Raw genomic sequence first — 19,138 nt, 5'->3', positions numbered from 1 at the left:
GCCGAGGGCACCTGGCCGAGGGCACCTGGCCGAGGCAGCAACTTCATGGATATTGCTGCCTCATCTCGCTCCGAGACAGCAACATCCATGAAGTTGCTGCTTCACAGCAGCGGGGCCCGGCAGCGCCGATCCGGTTTCCGGTGGAGCGGGCCAGCGCAAGGCGAGCCAGCGCCGTGCGCGGAGCTTGCAAGCCAGCCCGGAGCTTGGGGCCAGCGCCGTGCGCGGAGCTTGCGCGCCGGCACGAAGCTTGGGGCCAGCGCCGTGCGCGGAGCTTGCGCGCCGGCACGAAGCTTGCGGGCCAGCGCGGAGCGTGCGCGCCAGCGCGGAGCGTGCGCGCCAGCGCGGAGCGTGCGCGCCAGCGCGGAGCGCGCGCCAGCGCCGAGCCTGCGGGCGCTGGCGGCTCGCCCGGACGGGTGCCGGGGCAGGCGCCGAGTCAGCTCCCGCGAGGCATGTGCGCGGCCACCGGCTCGACCGCATCGATCACACCCTCTCGGGCCACGGCAGGGATCAACACGACGTACGGCCCGTGGGGGGAAGGGCGACGGGCGCCGACCCCGGGTGTGGGGTGGCGCCCGTCGTGGTGCGTGCGGTGGTGTCAGCGGCGATCGATGTCGCTGGAGGTGTCCTCCTGGTAGCTGGCACCGCCGTCGGACTCGCTGGTGAGCGGCTTGGAGCCACCCTCGGGCGGGCCGGCCAGGCTCTGCCCGGCGGCCAGCTCGGGGAACTTGGCGTCGAAGGCGGGACGCTCGGAGCGGATCCGGGGCATCCGGTCGAAGTTGCGCAGCGGCGGCGGGGAGGTGGTCGCCCACTCCAGCGAGTTGCCGTGGCCCCACGGGTCGTCAACCTCGACCACCGGACCGGCCTTGTACGCCTTCCAGCAGTTGTAGATGAACGGCAGCGTGGAGATACCGGTGATGAACGCGCCGATCGTGGAGATCATGTTCAGCGTGGTGAAGCCGTCGATGGCCTGGTAATCGGCGTACCGCCGGGGCATGCCCTCGTTGCCGAGCCAGTGCTGCACCAGGAACGTGGTGTGGAAACCGATCATGGTCAGCCAGAAGTGAATCTTGCCGAGCCGCTCGTCCAGCATCCGGCCGAACATCTTCGGGAACCAGAAGTAGATGCCGGCGAAGACCGCGAACACGATCGTGCCGAAGAGCACGTAGTGGAAGTGCGCCACCACGAAGTACGAGTCGTGCATGTGGAAGTCGAGCGGCGGGGCGGCCAGCAGCACGCCGGTCAGGCCACCGAAGAGGAAGGTGACCAGGAAGCCGACGGACCAGAGCATCGGCGTCTCGAAGCTGATCTGGCCGCGCCACATGGTGCCGATCCAGTTGAAGAACTTCATACCGGTCGGCACGGCGATCAGGTAGCTCAGGAAGCTGAAGAACGGCAGCAGCACCTGGCCGGTGGCGAACATGTGGTGCGCCCAGACGCTCATCGACAGGCCGGCGATGGCGATGGTGGCGGCGACCAGACCCTTGTAGCCGAAGATCGGCTTGCGGGAGAAGACCGGGATGATCTCGCTGATGATGCCGAAGAACGGCAGCGCGATGATGTACACCTCGGGGTGCCCGAAGAACCAGAACAGGTGCTGCCACAGCATCGGGCCGCCGGTGTCGGGGCTGTAGACGTGGGCACCGAGGATGCGGTCGGCGGCGAGTGCGAAGAGCGCGGCGGCCAGCAGCGGGAAGACCAGGATCACCAGGAGGCTGGTGACCAGCATGTTCCAGGTGAAGATCGGCATCCGGAACATGGTCATGCCGGGCGCGCGCAGGGTCAGGATCGTGGTGATCAGGTTGACCGCGCCGAGGATGGTGCCCAGACCGGAGATGGCCAGACCGACCACCCACATGTTGGCGCCGACGCCGGGGGCGTGCTCGCTGGTGCTCAGCGGGGTGTAGGCCGTCCAGCCGAAGTCCGCCGCGCCACCCGGGGTGAGGAAACCGGCGGTGGCCATGGTGCCACCGAACAGGTACAGCCAGTACGCGAAGCTGTTCAGCCGCGGGAACGAGACGTCCGGCGCGCCGATCTGGATCGGCACGATGTAGTTGCCGAAGGCGAACACGATCGGCGTCGCAAAGAACAGCAACATGATCGTGCCGTGCATCGTGAACAGCTGGTTGTACTGCTCGGGCGAGAGGAACTGCAGCCCGGGCCGGGCCAACTCGGCCCGCATGATCAGGGCCATCAGACCACCGATCATGAAGAACACGAACGCGGTGACCATGTACATGATCCCGATTTGCTTCGCGTCCGTGGACCGCAACAGCCGCGCGATGGCCGACCCCTTGACCGGCTCCCGGACCGGCCAGGGCCGGGTCACGACCGGCTTCGGTGCGACGGTGGTCACGAGGGGCCTCCGGTTCCTGGGTTGTCCCGCTCGGCACGCGTGTCTCTGCGGGCCGTCATCCGCAAGGAGGATAGTCCCCGGCAGGTGAGAGCGCCGCGTGGGGTCACCGGGCGTGGATCACAGCGGGCCGAGGAGCAACCGGTAATGCTCGCCGAAGATGCGGTCGCCGCGTCCGCGCAACAGCGGGTCGCGGAGCGCCGGCGGCACGTCGCGGGTGCGGTTGCGGTCCCGGGTCCGGTCCCGCACCCACCGGGTACGCGGCCGGCGGCGGCTCTCGTACGCGGTCAGTGCCGCCTCGACGCTCCCGGCGGCGTGCAACGACTCGGCGAGCACCACCGCGTCCTCCAGCGCCATCGCGGCACCCTGGGAGAGCGTCGGCGCGGTGGCGTGGGCGGCGTCACCGACCAGCAGCACCCGGCCCCGGTGCCAGCGCCCGAGTTCGACCTCGTCGGTGACGCTGGCGTGCACCGTGCCGAGCGCGTCGAGCACCTCGGGCACCGGGCCGCCGTAGTCGCCGAACAGCTCACGCAACCGGGCCCTCGGGTCGGCCGGCGGCGCGGAGCCGGCCTCGTCCGCGTAGCAGTGCAGCCGACCGGCTCCGATCGGCACCACCAGGATCCCGCTGCGCTGACCGAGCAGCGCGGTCCAGTCCCGCACCGCCGGCCCGTCACGCACCACGCTCCGGTAGACCACCTGGCCGGCGGGGCGGGGCGGTCCGCCGAGCGCGGCCAGCGCCCGGATCGAGGAACGCGGACCGTCGGCGCCGATGACCAGGTCGTACTCGGTCTGGGTGCCGTCGACGAAGGTGACGCCGACGGTGTTGGTCAGCAGGTCGATGGTGCGGACCTCGGCGCCGTGCCGGACCGCGCCACCGGCCCCGCTGAGCAGGACCCGGTGCAGGTCGGCGCGGGGCATGGCACGGCACTCGCCGACGCCGGCCCAGAGCGTGTCGAGGTCGACCTCGCACAGCGGCACGCCGCCTGCGTCCAGGAAGCGCTGGCGGTGGATGACCTGCCCGTAGGGGCGTACCGGGTCGTCGAGGTCGAGGCGGCGCAGCGCGCGGGCGGCGTTGCCCGGCAGGTAGAGACCGGCGTCGGCGAGTTCGCCCGGGGGCGCCTTGTCGGTCACGTCGGGCCGAAAGCCCGCCAGGCGTAGCGCCCGGGCCACGGCCAGACCGGCGATGCCCGCGCCGACGACGAGAATGCGCAGGGGGGAGCTACGCATGGGGTTGTACGCCTCCGGAGGGGTCGGCACGCGTTGGAGGCAAGACACTACTCGGCGCAATCGGTGCACGCCAGAGGCAATTAGCCCACGACGGACATCCCTCGGCGTCGGCACACCCCCCGTCGGCGCTGCCCAACGCCCGGCCGGAGATCTCCGAGTGGCCGATCGGCGCGTACGTGACACACGTCATAATTCACCTCAATAACCCCGGCCTGTTGCGCCCGTTGTTCCATGTATGTAAATGTGACGATGAGCACATGGGAGCGCTCCCGGAGCCACCCACCCCCGGCGGCGAGCACCTTCCCACCGCTCCACTCGCACACCGTCCCGGCGTCCCTGACGCCGCAGCGCAAGGAGCATCATGAGACGTATCCTGCGGGCCATCACGGCCGTCGGCCTGCTCGCCGCCGGCTCCACCGTCGCCGTGGCCCTCGGCGGCACCGCCTCTGCGGACACCCTGATCTGCGAGCAGTACGGCAGCACGGTGATCCAGAACCGCTACGTGGTGCAGAACAACCGCTGGGGCACCACCGCCGAGCAGTGCATCAACGTGACCAGCAGCGGCTTCGAGATCAGAACCCAGAACGGCAGCAGCCCGACCAACGGCGCTCCCACCGCGTACCCGTCGGTCTTCGTCGGCTGCCACTACACCAACTGCTCCCCCGGCACCAACCTGCCCATCCAGGTCAGCCAGATCAGCAGCGCGAGCAGCAGCATCAACTACCGGTACGTCAGTGGGGCCACCTACAACGCCTCGTACGACATCTGGCTCGACCCGTCGCCCAAGCGCGACGGCGTGAACCAGATGGAGATCATGATCTGGCTCAACCGGCAGGGCTCCATCCAGCCCATCGGCTCCCCCGTCGGCAACGCGAACATCGACGGCCGGAACTGGGAGGTCTGGCGCGGCAGCAACGGCTCCAACAACGTCATCTCGTACCTGTCGCCGTCGGCCATCAGCAGCGCGAACCTCAACCTGCTGGCCTTCATCAACGACACCCGCAACCGGGGCGCGATCACCAACTCGTGGTACCTGACCAGCATCCAGGCCGGCTTCGAGCCCTGGCAGGGCGGCGCCGGCCTGGCCGTGACCAACTTCTCGGCCGCGGTCAACGGCGGCGGCAACAACCCGCCGCCCACCACCAACCCGCCGACCACCCCGCCGCCCTCGGGTAGCGGCGCGTGCGCGGTGAAGTACACCGCCAACTCGTGGAACAACGGCTTCACCGCCGACGTGCAGATCACGAACACCGGGTCGAGCACCGTCAACGGCTGGACGCTGGCGTACTCGCTGCCCTCCGGACAGCAGATCACCAGCTCATGGAACGCCACGGTGAGCCAGAGCGGATCCTCGGTGACCGCCCGGAACATCAACTGGAACGGCACGCTCGCTCCCGGCGCCACGGCCAGCTTCGGCTACCAGGGCTCACTGAGCGGGTCGTACTCCTCCCCCACCAGCTTCACCCTCAACGGCGCCACCTGCACCCGCTCCTGACTTCGTGAAAGGAAGGGTCCCCTCCTAACGCCTCGTGCATAGGAGGGGACCCTTCCTAACATCATCAGGCCGGCGGGAGGACCGACTGTGCAAATACGCCTCGACGGTGACGGGCTCGTGCTGCGCCCGTGGGCGGAACGCGACCTGCCGCAGCTAGTCGTGATCTTCGATCATCCGGAGATGGCCCACCGGCTGCCGGTGGCCGCGCCGTTCGACCGAGCTGCCGCCGAGGCGTACCTGGCGAGGACGCGCACCTCCCAGGAGCGGCTGTATCTGGCCGTCACCGGCGCCGACGACCTGGCCCGGGGCGAGGTGATGCTCAACCTGGTCACCGGCGGCATCGGGTACGCGGTCGGGCCGCCCTATCGGGGCGAGCGACTGGCCGCCCGGGCGTTGCGGCTGGTGACCGCGTACGCCGACTCGATCCCGGGCCTGCCCACGACGCACCTGGAGATCGAGGCGGACAACGCGGCGAGTATGGCCACCGCCCGAGCGGTCGGTTATCGGCCGACCGGGGGTGAGCCGGTCGTCGTCGACGAGGGCCGACGCCGCCTCGTGCTGCACCGCTGGGAACGCGGCGCCCCGGGCATGCCCTGATCCTGATGTTAAAAGGGGTCCCCTGCTATGCACGAGGCGTTAGCAGGGGACCCTTCCTTACATCCGGGAACGGCGTCAGGGGGTGCCGAGCGCGTCGATGTCGCGCATCTCCTCGGCGTTCAGGGAGAAGCCGAAGACGTCGGCGTTGGCCCGGATCCGGTCCGGAGTCACCGACTTGGGGATCGCGACGATCTCGTGGTCGAGGTGCCAGCGCAGCACCACCTGGGCGGGCGAGACGTTGTGCGCGCCGGCGATCCGGGTCAGCACCGGGTCCGACAGGTCGCTGGTCTTGAACGGGCTGTAACCCTCCAGCACGACGCCCCGGTCACGGTGCTCGGTGTGCCGCTGCCGGTCGTACAGCCGGGGGCTCCACTTGATCTGGTTGACCGCCGGGTTCTCCTCGGTGGCCTGGATCAGCTCGTCGATTTGCGGGGTGCTGAAGTTGCTCACGCCGACCGCGCGGGCCAGGTTCTCGTCCCGCGCGGCGAGCATCTCCCGCCAGGCGGGGATCAGGTCGCCGGGATCGCTCGGCGGCCAGTGCAGCAGCCACAGGTCGACGTAGTCGAGGCCGAGCGCGCGCAGGCTCGCCTCGATCGTCTCGCGTTCCCGGCCGACCTGGTCGGGCGGCAGCTTGGTGGTGATGAAGACGTCCTCGCGACGCAGCCCGCTCTCCCGGACGGCCCGACCGACCTCCTCCTCGTTGCCGTACATGGTGGCGGTGTCGATGTGCCGGTAGCCCGCGTCCAGCGCGTCGAGCACGGCCTGGTAGCCGGTCTCGCCGGTGGCCTGCCAGGTGCCGAAGCCGAGCAGGGGGATTCGGACGTCACCGGGAAGGACGGCGGTGGGCTGGTCGACGTGGTCCATACCGACCGTTCTACCCCTGATCGACGCCGCCATTCCCGGACCCGGGCACGGCGGCCCGGTTTGCCGGAGAATGTCATCGTGGCTGACCGGCTGGCGGAGTACCGGCGCAAGCGCGACGCGGCGCGTACCCCGGAACCGGTGCCGGCGACCGGGACCGGCCGGGTCGGCGCGGACCGGGGCCGCTTCGTCATCCAGCAGCATCACGCCCGCAGCCTGCACTGGGATCTGCGGCTGGAGCACGACGGGGTGCTCGCCTCCTGGGCGGTGCCGCGCGGGCTGCCGCGCGAGCCGGGCCGCAACCATCTCGCCGTGCACACCGAGGACCACCCGATGGAGTACCTGGACTTCGCCGGTGAGATCCCGGCCGGCGAGTACGGCGGCGGACGCATGATCATCCACGACCGGGGCACCTACCGCTGCGAGAAGTGGCAGGAGCGCGAGGTGGTGGTGCGGCTGCGCGGGCGGCGCACCACCGGACGGTACGTGCTGTTCGCCGCCGGTGGCCGCGACGGACGGGACTGGATGGTGCGCCGCACCGACCCGCCGCCGCCCGGCTGGACCAGCATGCCCGAGCAGGTCGCGCCGATGCGCCCCACACCGGCCCGCCGGCTCCCCGCCGACCAGGCCGACTGGGGGTACGAGCTGCGCTGGGACGGGGTACGCGCGACGGCGTACGTGTCGGGCGGGCGGTTACGGCTGCTCGCCGGGGACGGTGCGGAGATCACCGGCGGGTACCCCTGGCTGCGCGCGATGGCCGAGGCGCTGGCGCCGACCGAGGCGGTGCTCGACGGCGTCCTGGTCCGCATCGACAGGGCCGGCCGGGTCCGACCCGCCCGGGGTGGCCGGAGCACCGCCGACGCCCAGTACCTGCTGGTCGACCTGCTCTGGCTGGAGGGCGTGAGCAGCCTCGACCTGCCCTATCCGCAGCGCCGGGAGTTGCTCGACGGTCTGGCGCTGGCCGGGCCGCACTGGCAGACTCCGCCGTGGTTCCCCGGCACCGGCGCCGAGGCCCTGCGCACCGCCCGTGAGCAGGGGTTGCCCGGGGTCGTGGCGAAGCGGCTGGACTCCGGCTACGAGCCCGGACGACGCAGCCCGGCGTGGCGCAGCGTCGACGCGAGCTGAGGGGACCTCTCGTGCACCTGACCCACCTGGAGTGCCCGCGCTGCGGCACCGAGCACGACGCCGACGTACCGCAGAACCTCTGCGCGTGCGGCTCGCCGCTGCTGGCCCGCTACGACCTGGCGGCGGTGCGGCGCACGGTCGAGCCGGAACGGTTCGGGCTGCGCCCGGCCGACCTGTGGCGGTACCGGGAACTGCTGCCGGTGGCGGACCCGGCGTTCGTCACCACGCTCGGTGAGGGCTGGACGCCGATGCTGCGCGCCCCGGCGTACGGCGCGGAGATCGGTGTGGACGAGCTGCTGGTCAAGGACGAGGGGTTGACCCCGACCGGCTCGTTCAAGGCACGTGGCGCAGCGGTGGGGGTGAGCCGGGCCCGGGAGTTGGGGGTGCGGCGGATCGCCATGCCGACCAACGGCAACGCGGGCGCCGCCTGGGCCACCTACGCGGCCCGCGCCGGGATGGGCGCGACGATCGCGATGCCGCTGTCCGCGCCGACCATCTGCCGCCGCGAGTGCGTGGCCGCCGGGGCGGACCTGCGCCTGGTCGACGGGCTGATCGGCGACGCCGGACGGCAGGTCGCCGCGCTCGTCGCGGCCTCGGGCGGTTCGATCTTCGACGCCGGTACGCTGCGCGAGCCCTACCGGCTCGAAGGCAAGAAGACGATGGGGTACGAGATCGTCGAGCAGTTGGGTTGGCAGGTGCCCGACGTGATCGTCTATCCGACCGGCGGCGGAGTGGGGCTGATCGGCATCCACAAGGCGCTCGGTGAGCTGCGCGAGCTGGGCTGGGTGGAGGACAGGCTGCCCCGGCTGGTGGCGGTGCAGTCCACCGGCTGCGCGCCGATCGTGCGCGCGTTCGCGGCCGGCGAGGACCGGGCGCAGCCGTGGGCGGACGCGCACACGGTGGCGTTCGGCATCACCGTGCCGGCGCCGCTCGGCGACGAGTTGGTCCTGGCCGCGTTGCGGGCCACCGCCGGGACCGCGATCGCGGTGGACGACGCCGAGATCCTCGCCGACCTGCGGGACTTCGCGGCCCGTGAGGGGCTGCTGCTCTGCCCGGAGGGCGCGGCCTGCCTGACCGCCGTCCGCAGGTTGCGTGCCGGTGGCTGGATCCGCGCGGGTGAGCGGGTGGTGGTGCTCAACACCGGGGCGGGCCTGAAGTACCCGGAGACGGTGGACGTGAGCGGCGTACCGCTGCTGCCCGCCTGACGACCCGTACGGTCACTCGGGGGCCGGGTCGGTCAATCGCCAGGCGGCGTTGACCAGGCCGATGTGCGACAGCGCCTGCGGGGTGTTGCCGAGCTGCGCGCCGGTGGTCAGGTCGATCTGTTCGCTGAGCAGGCCGACGTCGTTGGCGTGCCCGGCCACCTGCGTGAACAGCCGGGCGGCCCGCTCCTGCTCGCCGGCCATCGCCAGGCACTCCACCAGCCAGAACGAGCAGAGCAGGAAGCCGGCCGGGTCGGTGTCCCAGCGGCGGATCAGGCCGCCCTCGCCGCCGAGTTCCCGCTCGACGGCGGCGATGGTCGCGCGCATCCGGGGGTCGGTGGCCGGTAGGAAACCCACCACCGGCAGGTACAGCACCGCGGCGTCCAGTTCGGGTGAGCCGAACGCGCCGGTGAAGACGCCCCGCTCTCGGCTGAAGCCCTCGCGGAGTACGGTGGCGCGGATCTCGTCCCGGACGCCCGCCCAGCGCCGGGGGTCGGCCCGCTCGCCGAGGTGCGGTGCCAGCCGTACCGCCTTGTCCATCGCCACCCAGCAGAGCGCCTTCGAGGCCACGTAGTGCCGGTCGGTGTCCCGGGTCTCCCACATGCCCCGGTCCGGCAGGTGCCAGGTGGCGGCCACCTGTTCGGTCAGGCCGAGCACCATCTCCCGCACCTCGGTGCCGAACGGCTCGCCGAGGTAGTCGCGCAGGCGCCACACCGCCGACACCATCTCGCCGGGCACGTCGAGTTGGCGCTGCCGCCAGGCGTCGTTGCCGACGCGTACCGGGGCGCTGCCCGCGTAGCCGGCCAGGCCGGCGCAGTGGTGCTCGGAGACGTCCCGCTCCCCTTCGAGACCGAACAGCACCGGCACCGGTTCGGCACCGATCCGGCCGATCGAGCGGGCCGCCCAGTCGAACAGCCGGGACGCCTCGGTGGGGCAGGCCGCCACCCACAGCGCGCGCATCGTCATCGCGAAGTCGCGTAGCCAGGAGAAGCGGTAGTCGTAGTTGCGGTCGCCGCCGATCCGTTCCGGCAACGACGTGGTGGGCGCCGCGACGACCGCACCACTGCGGGCGTACGTGAGGCCGATGAGCACTGTCGAACTCTGCCGGACCACGTCCGGGTACCGGCCGTCGTAGTGGTGGGTGTCGCGGAAGGAGCGCCAGGTCTGCACGGTGTCCGTCAGCCGTCGGACCGGGTCCGACGCAAGCGGCCGCTCTCCGTAGGCGGGGGCGTACGCGACCTCGAAGCCGAGCACCTGCCCCTCGTCGACCTCGAAGACGTGGTGCACCCGGTCGTGGTCGGCCGTGAGCCGCATCCCGGCGCACCGCAGCGTCAACTCGGCCGGCCCGGCGACGGCCCGCACCCCGCCGTCGTCCAACTCGTGCAGGTAGGGCGTGAGCAGGCTGTACTCCGGTCGGGGCCGGAAGTCGAGCGCCATCCGTACCCGGCCGGAGAGCCCTTCCACGACGCGCAGCAGCACGGCCGGCGACCGCAGGCCGAGTTCGTGGCCCCGGGCACCGGCCTCGGCGGCGAGCGCGTCGGTGACCGCGACGCTGCCCTCCGGGGTCTGGTGCACGGTCCGCAGCACCAGGGTGTCCGGTCGGTACGCCCGCTGCACCCGGTGCCCGGCGCGTCCGGCGGCGACCGGCGCGAGCCGCCAGTGGCCCCCGTCGGAGTCGAGCAGCCGCGCGAAGACGGCGGGTGAGTCGAACCTGTTCGGGCACCACCAGTCGACGGAGCCGTCCCGCCCGACCAGCGCCCCCGATCGACAGTCGGAGAGGAACGCGTAGTCGGAGATCGGCGGCTGCACCATCCGGTGCGCGTACCCGGATCCTCGACCACATCACGCCGGCCCGGACGCCCGGGCCGGCGGGACGGGTCAGGAGGTCGGCGGCTCGTCCTCGCCCGCGGCCTCGGCCGCGTCGGCCTCCTCCTTGGTCTTGTGCACCGCCTGGTCGGCGTGCTCCGGCGGCCCGTAGACGGTGTAGAGCACCAGCGGGTTCGGTCCGGTGTTGACGAAGTTGTGCTTCGTCCCGGCCGGCACCACCACGAGGTCGCCCTGCACGACCTCGCGCTTCTCGCCGGCCACCCGGGCCTCGCCGGTGCCGCTGACGAAGGTGAGGATCTGGTCGATGTCCTCGTGGACCTCCTCGCCGATCTCACCGCCCGCCGGGATCGTCATGATCACCAGTTGGGTGTGCTTCCCGGTCCACAGCACGCGCCGGAAGTCCGGGCTCTTCTCGGCGACCGTGGCGATAGTGAAGTGCTCCATGCCCGGCACATACCCCGTTGCGGCCCGCCCCACGCCGGGACTTGCAGATAGTGGAATTGCGCACGATATGAGGGTTTGGCGGCACGCCGAACGGGGATCGACACGACCGGCCGGCACTGGTCGGCCATGCCAGGTCCCCGCCGACGTACCGCCGTACGGGCTGCGGTGGCGGGAGACGGCTGAGCGCGGCGACGTTCGGGTCCTCGGATCGAACGGCGCCGTGCGCTCGTGTCCGGACCCGGCCGGCGCCCGCCCGTGCGGCCAGGCCACGACGGCCGGCTCGCCGGCTAGGCCAGGACGGCCAGGTGGAACGGCCGGTCGGCGAAGGCCCCGGCGCTGTCGAAGGTGGTCACGAAGACCGCATTCGGGATGCCGGTACGCCCGGCGACGGCGATCTGACCGGACGGCGCCAGCCCCGCGCTGCCCGACAGACCCACCGTGCCGACACACCCGGCGGCGGTCACGTCCTGGTCGAAGACCACCTGGTACATCCCGGTGCTCAACCGGTCGGCGGTCGCGGCGCCCATCCCCCGGACCAGGACGCCGTTCGCGCTGACCACGGCGAACAGCACCCTCGCCGTGGACGGCATGCCGGCACCGCCGCAGGTGGTGTGCGCGGCTTCGGCGCGGGCCGTGGTCTCCTCTTCCGGCGCTGGCTGGGCCGCCCGCCTGCTCCTGGCTCTCGCGCTGGACATCGTTCTCCTCTCCAGCCGGCCGGGCGGCCGAGGCGTGTTGAGTTGATTAGGGCGGCTAAGAAGGATCAGCGCCGATCAGCACCCTTTGTGCATCGAACGTATGTCGCGTTCCCCGTCGGTAGCCACACGACAGGCTGTCCGATCATGGACAGTTGCCATCTCGATCATGCCTCTGACCTGCGATGGAGCCCCGAAAGTAGGGTGTGTCGTCAGTCGTCGTCCGGGTCCAGCACCGGTACGCCGGCCTGGCACCGCACCGACAGCTCGTGCTCGCCGCTCGGGCCGACGAACTTCACCTCGGCGTCGTCGTCCGGGCCCCGGTCAACGTCCTCGACCGAGTAGCCCTGCTTCGGCGACCAGGACGCCAGCCACACCCCGCCCGGCACGCACTCGGCCACCACGCTGCCGCCCTGGTTGGAGAAGCTGCGCCGGTGGGACGCCTCCGGAGTGGGACTCGCGGAGGCGCTCGGGCTCACCGGAGCCGTGGCCGCCGGGTCCGGCGAGCCGGTCGGGCCCGGCGTACCGGTCGTCGGTCCGGTCGTCCGGGGCGGCGCGGCCAACTCGCGGGCGATCTCCTCCTGGCTGCGGACGCCGCCCGGCGTACTGGTGAGGCTCTCCCCCACCAGCCGGATGGCGGCGACTCCGATCAGCGTGGCGACCACCGCGGTGGCCAGCCACCCGGCGATCGCGAGGAGCGTGCGACGTCCCATCACCCGACTATCCCTGATCGCGGGTTGGGGCGACCTTCGGGGAAGGCTAAGGGAGGGTTAACGGACGCCGCCGTCGCGCCCGGGCGGATATACCCTGCCTGCTGTGGCCCGCCTGCTGCTCATCGAGGACGACCTGACCATCCGCACCCCGCTGGTGCGGGCGCTGCGCGAACGGGGACACGCGGTGGCGGCGGCGTCGACCGCGATGGCCGGGCTCCGCGACGCGCTCGACGACCGCCCCGATCTGGTCGTGCTCGACCTCGGGCTGCCCGACCTGGACGGCCGCGAGCTGCTCCGGATGCTGCGCGCGGTCAGCGCGGTGCCGGTCATCGTCGCCACCGCCCGCGACGACGAGACGGAGATCGTCCGGGTCCTCGACGCCGGGGCCGACGACTACGTGGTCAAGCCGTTCACCGCCGCCCAACTCGACGCGCGGGTCCGCGCGGTACTGCGACGCGGGCCGGGTGGACCGGCCGAGGAGGACCCGACCGTGGTCGTCGGCGGGCTGCGGATCGACCCCCGGGCGCGGCAGGTCAGCCTGGACGGCGCGCCGGTCGAGCTGACGCCGCGCGAGTTCGACCTGCTGCGACACCTGGCCACCCGGGTCGGCGAGGTGGTGACCAAACGGGAACTGCTCACCGAGGTGTGGCAGATCCCGTACGGCGGGGCGGACAAGACCGTCGACGTGCACCTGTCCTGGCTGCGCCGCAAACTCGGCGAGAGCGCCCAGCAGCCGCGTTACCTGCACACCGTACGCGGGGTGGGGGTCCGGCTGGTCTCGCCCGAGGTGCAGCGGTGAGGGCGCGACTGGCACTGCTGGTCGCCGCCGTCAGTGTGCTCATCGTGATCGCCTTCCTGGTGCCGCTGGCGCTGCTGCTGCGGACCTCCGCCGAGGACCGGGCGACCGCACGGGCCACCGCCGACGTACAGGGTCTCGCCCCGGTGGTCGGCACCGCCGACTCCGAGACCGTCCGGCTGACCGTCGACCAACTCGTCCAGTCCGGCCGACCGGTCAGCGTCTTCCTCCCCGACGGCGACCAACTCGGCGCACCGGCTCCCCGTACGCCCGCCGTCGAGCTGGCCGCCCGGGGGCAGAGCCTGACGGCACAGACGCCGGAGGGCCGCGAGGTGGTGATCGCGGTCCAGGGCCGTACGGACGGCACCGCGGTCATCCGCACCTTCGTGTCCGACGCCGAGCTGACCCACGGGGTGGACCGGGCCTGGCTGGTGCTCTCCCTGCTCGGACTGCTGCTGGTGCTGATCGGTCTGGCCGTGGCCGACCGGCTGGCCCGCACCCTGGTCCGCCCGATCGGTGAGCTGTCGGCGGTGTCGCACCGGCTGGCCAACGCCGAACTCGACGCGCGCGTCGAGCCGTCCGGGCCGGCGGAACTGCGCGAGGTAGGCGGTGCCCTCAACCACCTGGCCGGGCGGATCCAGGAACTGCTGGTGCAGGAACGCGAGCAGGTGGCCGACCTGTCCCACCGGTTGCGGACCCCGCTGACCGCGCTGCGGCTGGAGGCCGAGTCGCTGGCCGATCCGCAGGACGCCGCCCGGATCGCCGGTGCGGTGGACGGGCTGGAACGGGCGGTGACCGGGCTGATCCGGCAGGCCCGCTGGCGTACCCCCGGCGACGGCACGGTGGTCACCGACGCGGTGGCCACGGTGACCGAACGGGTGGCCTTCTGGTCGGTACTGGCCGAGGACACCGGCCGGGCGGTCGACCTCGACCTGGCACCCGGCCCGCTGCCAGTCGGCGTCCCCGCCGACGAGTTGGCGGCTGCGGTGGACGCGCTGCTCGGCAACGTCTTCGCGCACACCCCGGACGGCACCGCCTTCGCCGTGCGGCTGGCGCCCGACGGCGACCAGGTGGTGCTGACGGTGGCCGACGAGGGCCCCGGGATCGCCGCCGAGTCGGTCCGTCGCGGGGCCAGCCAGGCCGGGTCGACCGGCCTGGGGCTGGACATCGCCCGCCGGGCCGCCCAGGCCAGCGGTGGCCGGCTGGAACTGGGCGAACGTCCCGGCGGCGGGGCCGAGGTCATGCTCCACCTGGGCACCCCGAAGATCTCCAGCGGCCGACCTTAACCCGGCCTTAGTGTTCGGACAGCGCGCCGCTATCCCGCCCCGACCGATGCTGTGTGCATCAACCGAGGAGAGGTGGCACCAATGAAGCGCAACCCCCTGATCCTGGCGTCGGTCGGCGGCGCCGCGGCGGTCCTCGCGGCGGCCGGGATCTTCCTGGGCGTCACGGCGGCCGACAACGACCGCGCGCGGCAGACCACGCTGACCGCGGCGACCGGCGCGCCGGACGAGACCACTCCGGCCGCTCCCGACACGGTCACGCCGCCGACCGACCCCGGCACCGTCGCCCCGCCGACCGACCCCGGCAGCGTGGCCCCGCCGACCGACCCGACCACGGCCACCCCGCCGGCCGGCACCGGCTCGCCGGACGCCACCGACAAGATCAGCCGCGAGCGGGCCGGCGAGATCGCCCTGGCGCACGCGGGCGGCGGTCGGATCACCGAGATCGACCGCGACCGGGAGAACAAGCGCCCGGTCTGGGAGGTCGAGATCGTCAAGGGCGACGTCGAGCACGAGATCGACGTCGACCGGGAGACCGGCCAGGTACTCAAGGCCGAGCAGGAGCGGTACGACGGCGATGACGACGACCGCGACGACGACGATGACGATGACGACGATGACGACCGGGACGACGACTGACCGGTCGACAGCGGGCCGGTGACGGCCGATGGACACCCCGGAGCGGCACCCGCCGCCCGGGGTGTCGCGCTGTCGCGACCCGCGTCCGCGACAACCGATAGGCAAGCCGGTCCGGCTCAGCGGCTACTGACAAGGGCATCGGGCATTCCCGGGCCGTTAGTCGCGGAGCTGACAGCGTTCCGCCGAATTTCCGGCTGCATGCCCTGTGAGCTGGGTAATCACCTGGCTACATTGAATTATGGTGCCCGCCCACTCAGGCTGGGCGACGGAACCGGTCTACCGTCCCGTTCTCGCCGCACGGCGGGGGGAGCTGGACGCGCTCGGCCACCTCGACGACGCCCTCGCCCCGCTGATCGCCCCGATCCTGCACGTGTCCGAACTCGACAGATCCGTCGTGGAAGCCGTGAGCCGGCTGCCGCCGGGGTTGGTCCCGGCCGTCGACGTGGGCGCCCTGCCCGGTCCGGCCGGCGCCGAGCCGCTGCGGTGGGGCGTACCGCTGGTGCCGGTGATCGGTCTTTCCGACGGCGCAGAGCGGCTCGCGGCGCACGGCGTCACCGCGCGGGCGTACTGCGGCCGGGCGGTGGTGCGACTGCGGATCCGCCTGGACCGGGCCGGACCCGACGCCGCCACCACCGCCGTGGAACGGATCTGGCGGTATGCGCGACTGGCCCCCGAGCAGTGCGACCTGGTGCTCGACTGCGGCGACGTGTGCTGTCCGGCAGACGTCCGCACGACCGAGTCCCGGGTACGCCGGGCGCGGGACTGGGCCCGGCGGCACGCCTGGCGCACGGTCAGCGTGGTGGCCGGTGGGATGCCCCCGGCACTGGCCCGACTGCCCACCGACGAACCGGTCCGGTTGGACCGCTGGGACTGGCTGCTCTGGCGGCGGCTGGCCGACCTCGGGGTGGGATTCGGCGACTACGGTGTCGCCTCCGCCGCGCCCGGCGCGGAGCCGACCGACCGGTTGCCGACGGTCCGCTACACCGACGCGGACGTGTGGTGGCTCTACCGGTGGTCGCGTCGGGGTCGGCGCGGCGACGAGCGGGTCGCCGACCTGTGCCGCGAACTGGTGTCGGCACCACACTGGCCGTCGACGGGTGCCGGCTTCTCCTGGGGCGACCACGAGATCGTGCGCCGGGCACGTCGGGTCGCCGGAGCCGGGTCGGCGACCAACTGGGTGGCCTGGAGCACCTCGCACCACCTGGCACACGTGCTGGCCACGCTGGTGCGTACCAGCGGTGGTGGGGCCCGACCCCCGGGCAGCGTCCCGCCCCAGCGCCTCCGGGGCGGGGAGAACCGCCGCGCGGGCTGAGGGTTACTGCTGCTCGGTGAAGCCGAACTGGATCACGCCCTCGTCGTCGACGGTCGCGTCGACCGCGGCGTCGCCGAGCAGGTCGGCGGCATCGGAGTCGAGGAAGATCCGGGCACCCTGGTTGTCCACCACCTGATCACCCTCGACCGGTGCGGCGACCAGCTCGACGGTGAGCGAACCGGCGGTGGTGTCCGCGGCGATGCGTACCCCACCGCCCTCGGCCACGTCCTGCTGGTTGGCGAGGTCACGGATCACCAGGACGGCGTTGTCGGTCATCGTGAGCATGGTGGGACTCCTCGTGGGTTCTCGACTCCCGGTGCCGGAGGCACACTGCCGGCCAGTCCGTGGGCGGACCGGCACTCGGCCCGCACACCGGGTACGGATGTGGCGGCCTTCGAGGTCGACCACGCCCGGCGCGGCTCGCCGGGCAGCGGTCGCCCACCACCGCATCGGGGCAGCTCAAGGCCCCTCCACTGCCCACGGTGCCCGCTGTCGAGGGATCCGTCAAGTAGACGGCAGTCGATCGGCTCACCAGGTGTGACAGCCCCGGAAACGGGTACCCCGCGAGGTTTCCCTGATGTTAGGAAGGGACCCTTCCTATACACCAGGCGTTAGCAGGGGGCCCTTCCTTGCATCTTGGGCGCGGGGACGGGCGCGGCGGGGTCGCCACGTTCGATCAGTGCGGCGATCTCGGAGTCGCGCAGGCCGCGCAGCGCCAGGACGCGGGTGCCCCAGCGGTGCAGCCGGCACGGGTGCGGACTGGCGTCGTTGCGGCAGACCGTGCCCCCGGACCATCTTCGGGGCGCGTGCACCACGACGGCACGGACGGCGAACTGGGCATCCTCGGCGGTCACGTACGGCGGCAGCGGGATCTCCCGCAACGCCGTTCCGGCCGGCTCGCCGGTGGGCGGGGACGGACGGAGGGTACTGCTACTGCTCATCGGCCAAGCCTCCACACAGGACAGTCGAACCCGGACAGCAGGAAGGTACGGTCCGGTGGAGGCGGCCCGACGGACAAACTGCCCGACGGCGGGTACGGCTGCCGTCAGACGCGTTCGAGCACCACCACCGGGATGTCCCGGTCGGTCTTGGTCTGGTAGTCGTCGTACGCCGGCCAGATGGCGACCATGTCCGGCCACAGCCGGGCCTTCTCCTCGGGCGTGGCGGTGCGGGCCCGGGCGGTGAACCGCTCGGCCGCGACCTGGACCTGGGCCTCCGGGTCCGCGAGCAGGTTCAGATACCAGGCCGGGTGCCGGGGCGCGCCGCCCTGGGAGGCGACCACCACGTACGCGTCGCCGTGCCGGCCATAGATCAACGCGGTCCTCCGGAGTGCGCCGCTGCGTCGACCCCGGGTGGTCAGTAGCAGCGTGAACACGCCCGGCTGCCACTCGTGCCCCTCGGCACCGTTTGTCTCGACGTACCGGTCGATGTGTTCGGCCACCCAGTCGGTGGGGCTGTCCACTACCTTCTCGCCCGAGGTCATCGGTCCTCCTCGATCATGATCGGTCACCGACCACGCTACTGCAGAGCCGGGCCGCCGGCAGGTCAGCGCAGCGCGACGGCCTGCAGACCGACGTTGCCGCAGTGCGGCGTGAACGCCTCCTCCACCGTCCAGGTGAGCAGTACGCGGGTACCCTGCGGCGCCTGGAAGCGGACCGTCACACCCGAGGAGAGGCTGGTGTGCCGCTCCTCCAGGCGCAGCGTCTGGCGGGGCCCGTCGTCGCCCACCCGTACGTCGAGCCGACCCCGGGCCATCCAGACGCCGAGGTAGACGGTGGCGGTGCGCGGCTGGCCGTCGGACACGACGGCGAGCCGGAAGCCGTTGCCGGCACCGCAGGTGTAGACCCCGTCCGCGACGTCCCCGGCCGAGTCCACCGGCGCGCCGTCGCGCCACCGGAACAGCTCCTGGTTGCCGTCCCAGGTGTCCCGGTCGCCCCGGCCACCCAGGTCCCGCAGGTCGGCGGAGCCGTCGCGTTTGCGTACCGGGCTGGTGGCGCCGCCGAGGCCCCAGTGCAGCCAGTCGCGACGGCCCGCCTCGGTCAGGTCCACCGTCGCCGGGATGTCGGACCGGCTGAGAACTAGCGTCGGTGACGCGGCCGGCGGGGCGGGGGTGGGCACCACGGTGGCGCTCGGCGAGGGGCTCGGACTGCGTTCCCGAGGGCGCAGGCCCGGCACGGCGTCGGCGGTGGCGCTGCCGCTGGGCAGCGCCGGACGCCCGACCACCGCCGGCAGGCCGTCCGGGTCCGGCTGGTCGTCCGGTGCCGGTTCCGACCACCAGTTGACGTAGCCGACGAGGGCCAGCAGGCCGGCGAGGGCGGCGACGGCCTCCACCGTGGTACGTCGACGTCGCCGGGCACGGGCGAGTCGGCGGGCGGCGGCCCGGGTCGCCCCCTGGGCCGACGGCGGCGTGGCCGGTGCCGGTGTCGACGACCGGGCCGATTCCGCCCGGCGGCGGCCCGACCGGGTGCGGTGTGACGCCGGATCGACCGGCCGCGCGGGCTTCTCCTCCGCCACCGACTCTCCACTTCTGCCGGACCGGACTCGCGCCGGCACGCTCGACCCGGACGCGGGGCCG

Annotated in this window: 19 protein-coding genes; 8 read left to right on the top strand and 11 right to left on the bottom strand. The window is 72.4% G+C overall.

Annotated features, from left to right (window positions below):
* Window positions 1-595: 595 nt before the first annotated feature.
* Window positions 596-2,353 carry an aa3-type cytochrome oxidase subunit I gene (gene ctaD / locus ABT008_RS03690; RefSeq protein WP_350693360.1) on the bottom strand — a complete coding sequence of 586 codons (1,758 nt, stop codon included), beginning with the start codon at window positions 2,351-2,353 and terminating at the stop codon, window positions 596-598.
* A 117-nt stretch (window positions 2,354-2,470) separates the two neighbouring features.
* A complete protein-coding gene (locus ABT008_RS03685; protein WP_350693358.1) occupies window positions 2,471-3,577 on the bottom strand; it encodes an FAD-dependent monooxygenase in 1,107 nt (368 codons plus the stop codon).
* A 361-nt stretch (window positions 3,578-3,938) separates the two neighbouring features.
* Here ABT008_RS03685 and ABT008_RS03680 point away from each other — a divergent pair, with 361 nt between their 5' ends.
* Window positions 3,939-5,072 carry a glycoside hydrolase family 12 protein gene (locus ABT008_RS03680; protein WP_350693357.1) on the top strand — a complete coding sequence of 378 codons (1,134 nt, stop codon included), beginning with the start codon at window positions 3,939-3,941 and terminating at the stop codon, window positions 5,070-5,072.
* Window positions 5,073-5,159: 87 nt separating this feature from the next.
* The gene (locus ABT008_RS03675; protein WP_350693355.1) at window positions 5,160-5,669 is read left to right on the top strand and encodes a GNAT family N-acetyltransferase; all 510 of its coding nucleotides are present in this window, start codon (window positions 5,160-5,162) and stop codon (window positions 5,667-5,669) included.
* A 75-nt stretch (window positions 5,670-5,744) separates the two neighbouring features.
* On the opposite strand, the gene ABT008_RS03670 is transcribed toward ABT008_RS03675, so the two are convergent.
* Window positions 5,745-6,533 (bottom strand): aldo/keto reductase, encoded by a 789-nt coding sequence (locus ABT008_RS03670; protein WP_350693354.1) that lies wholly within the window; start codon window positions 6,531-6,533, stop codon window positions 5,745-5,747.
* 78 nt (window positions 6,534-6,611) lie between these two features.
* On the opposite strand from ABT008_RS03670, the gene ABT008_RS03665 reads away from it, so the two are divergent.
* Both ABT008_RS03665 and ABT008_RS03660 read left to right on the top strand, forming a co-directional pair.
* A complete protein-coding gene (locus ABT008_RS03665; protein WP_350693352.1) occupies window positions 6,612-7,655 on the top strand; it encodes a DNA polymerase ligase N-terminal domain-containing protein in 1,044 nt (347 codons plus the stop codon).
* A gap of 11 nt (window positions 7,656-7,666) precedes the next feature.
* Window positions 7,667-8,860 carry a threonine synthase gene (locus ABT008_RS03660; protein ID WP_350693351.1) on the top strand — a complete coding sequence of 398 codons (1,194 nt, stop codon included), beginning with the start codon at window positions 7,667-7,669 and terminating at the stop codon, window positions 8,858-8,860.
* Window positions 8,861-8,872: 12 nt separating this feature from the next.
* Here ABT008_RS03660 and ABT008_RS03655 read toward each other — a convergent pair whose 3' ends face one another.
* The 4 genes from ABT008_RS03655 to ABT008_RS03640 all read right to left on the bottom strand — a co-directional run bounded on the left by ABT008_RS03655 (window position 8,873) and on the right by ABT008_RS03640 (window position 12,533).
* Window positions 8,873-10,669: a glycoside hydrolase family 15 protein gene (locus ABT008_RS03655; protein ID WP_350693350.1), complete on the bottom strand. Its 1,797-nt coding sequence runs from the start codon at window positions 10,667-10,669 to the stop codon at window positions 8,873-8,875.
* Between the two features lie 66 nt (window positions 10,670-10,735).
* Window positions 10,736-11,128, bottom strand: coding sequence for a cupin domain-containing protein (locus ABT008_RS03650; protein ID WP_117228987.1), 393 nt, complete (start codon window positions 11,126-11,128; stop codon window positions 10,736-10,738).
* Window positions 11,129-11,415: 287 nt separating this feature from the next.
* Complete coding sequence (locus ABT008_RS03645; RefSeq protein WP_350693348.1) at window positions 11,416-11,823, bottom strand: hypothetical protein; 408 nt, start codon at window positions 11,821-11,823, stop codon at window positions 11,416-11,418.
* Window positions 11,824-12,032: 209 nt separating this feature from the next.
* Window positions 12,033-12,533: a septum formation initiator gene (locus ABT008_RS03640; RefSeq protein WP_350693346.1), complete on the bottom strand. Its 501-nt coding sequence runs from the start codon at window positions 12,531-12,533 to the stop codon at window positions 12,033-12,035.
* Between the two features lie 103 nt (window positions 12,534-12,636).
* Here ABT008_RS03640 and ABT008_RS03635 point away from each other — a divergent pair, with 103 nt between their 5' ends.
* The 4 genes from ABT008_RS03635 to ABT008_RS03620 all read left to right on the top strand — a co-directional run bounded on the left by ABT008_RS03635 (window position 12,637) and on the right by ABT008_RS03620 (window position 16,563).
* Window positions 12,637-13,332, top strand: coding sequence for a response regulator transcription factor (locus ABT008_RS03635; protein WP_350693344.1), 696 nt, complete (start codon window positions 12,637-12,639; stop codon window positions 13,330-13,332).
* On the top strand, window positions 13,329-14,615 hold the full coding sequence (locus ABT008_RS03630; protein WP_350693343.1) for a sensor histidine kinase: 1,287 nt from the start codon (window positions 13,329-13,331) through the stop codon (window positions 14,613-14,615). The genes ABT008_RS03635 and ABT008_RS03630 overlap by 4 nt, the downstream gene beginning before the upstream one ends.
* 81 nt (window positions 14,616-14,696) lie before the next feature.
* Window positions 14,697-15,251, top strand: coding sequence for a PepSY domain-containing protein (locus ABT008_RS03625; protein ID WP_350693341.1), 555 nt, complete (start codon window positions 14,697-14,699; stop codon window positions 15,249-15,251).
* Between the two features lie 238 nt (window positions 15,252-15,489).
* A complete protein-coding gene (locus ABT008_RS03620) occupies window positions 15,490-16,563 on the top strand; it encodes a beta family protein (protein WP_350693339.1) in 1,074 nt (357 codons plus the stop codon).
* 3 nt (window positions 16,564-16,566) lie between these two features.
* Here the strand turns inward: ABT008_RS03620 and ABT008_RS03615 are convergent, their stop codons facing one another.
* From ABT008_RS03615 to ABT008_RS03600, 4 genes are all read right to left on the bottom strand, one after another.
* The gene (locus ABT008_RS03615; protein ID WP_350693338.1) at window positions 16,567-16,848 is read right to left on the bottom strand and encodes an adhesin; all 282 of its coding nucleotides are present in this window, start codon (window positions 16,846-16,848) and stop codon (window positions 16,567-16,569) included.
* Between the two features lie 326 nt (window positions 16,849-17,174).
* Complete coding sequence (locus tag ABT008_RS03610) at window positions 17,175-17,504, bottom strand: hypothetical protein (protein ID WP_350693337.1); 330 nt, start codon at window positions 17,502-17,504, stop codon at window positions 17,175-17,177.
* A gap of 104 nt (window positions 17,505-17,608) precedes the next feature.
* Window positions 17,609-18,046 (bottom strand): nitroreductase family deazaflavin-dependent oxidoreductase, encoded by a 438-nt coding sequence (locus ABT008_RS03605; protein ID WP_350693336.1) that lies wholly within the window; start codon window positions 18,044-18,046, stop codon window positions 17,609-17,611.
* 62 nt (window positions 18,047-18,108) lie between these two features.
* On the bottom strand, window positions 18,109-19,077 hold the full coding sequence (locus tag ABT008_RS03600; RefSeq protein WP_350693335.1) for a hypothetical protein: 969 nt from the start codon (window positions 19,075-19,077) through the stop codon (window positions 18,109-18,111).
* Between the last annotated feature and the right edge of the window lie 61 nt (window positions 19,078-19,138).

Source organism: Micromonospora sp. NPDC002389 (assembly GCF_040296095.1).
Lineage (GTDB): Bacteria > Actinomycetota > Actinomycetes > Mycobacteriales > Micromonosporaceae > Micromonospora.
Note: the sequence above shows the minus strand (reverse complement) of the source record. Positions and strands in the feature narration are given on the sequence as shown.

Coding starts and splice junctions, on each gene's coding strand:
- ABT008_RS03685 (WP_350693358.1), bottom strand. CDS start 3,577: ATGCGTAGCTCCCCCCTGCGCATTCTCGTCGTCGGCGCGGGCATCGCC.
- ABT008_RS03680 (WP_350693357.1), top strand. CDS start 3,939: ATGAGACGTATCCTGCGGGCCATCACGGCCGTCGGCCTGCTCGCCGCC.
- ABT008_RS03670 (WP_350693354.1), bottom strand. CDS start 6,533: ATGGACCACGTCGACCAGCCCACCGCCGTCCTTCCCGGTGACGTCCGA.
- ABT008_RS03655 (WP_350693350.1), bottom strand. CDS start 10,669: ATGGTGCAGCCGCCGATCTCCGACTACGCGTTCCTCTCCGACTGTCGA.
- ABT008_RS03650 (WP_117228987.1), bottom strand. CDS start 11,128: ATGGAGCACTTCACTATCGCCACGGTCGCCGAGAAGAGCCCGGACTTC.
- ABT008_RS03645 (WP_350693348.1), bottom strand. CDS start 11,823: ATGTCCAGCGCGAGAGCCAGGAGCAGGCGGGCGGCCCAGCCAGCGCCG.
- ABT008_RS03640 (WP_350693346.1), bottom strand. CDS start 12,533: ATGGGACGTCGCACGCTCCTCGCGATCGCCGGGTGGCTGGCCACCGCG.
- ABT008_RS03625 (WP_350693341.1), top strand. CDS start 14,697: ATGAAGCGCAACCCCCTGATCCTGGCGTCGGTCGGCGGCGCCGCGGCG.
- ABT008_RS03620 (WP_350693339.1), top strand. CDS start 15,490: ATGGTGCCCGCCCACTCAGGCTGGGCGACGGAACCGGTCTACCGTCCC.
- ABT008_RS03615 (WP_350693338.1), bottom strand. CDS start 16,848: ATGCTCACGATGACCGACAACGCCGTCCTGGTGATCCGTGACCTCGCC.
- ABT008_RS03610 (WP_350693337.1), bottom strand. CDS start 17,504: ATGAGCAGTAGCAGTACCCTCCGTCCGTCCCCGCCCACCGGCGAGCCG.
- ABT008_RS03605 (WP_350693336.1), bottom strand. CDS start 18,046: ATGACCTCGGGCGAGAAGGTAGTGGACAGCCCCACCGACTGGGTGGCC.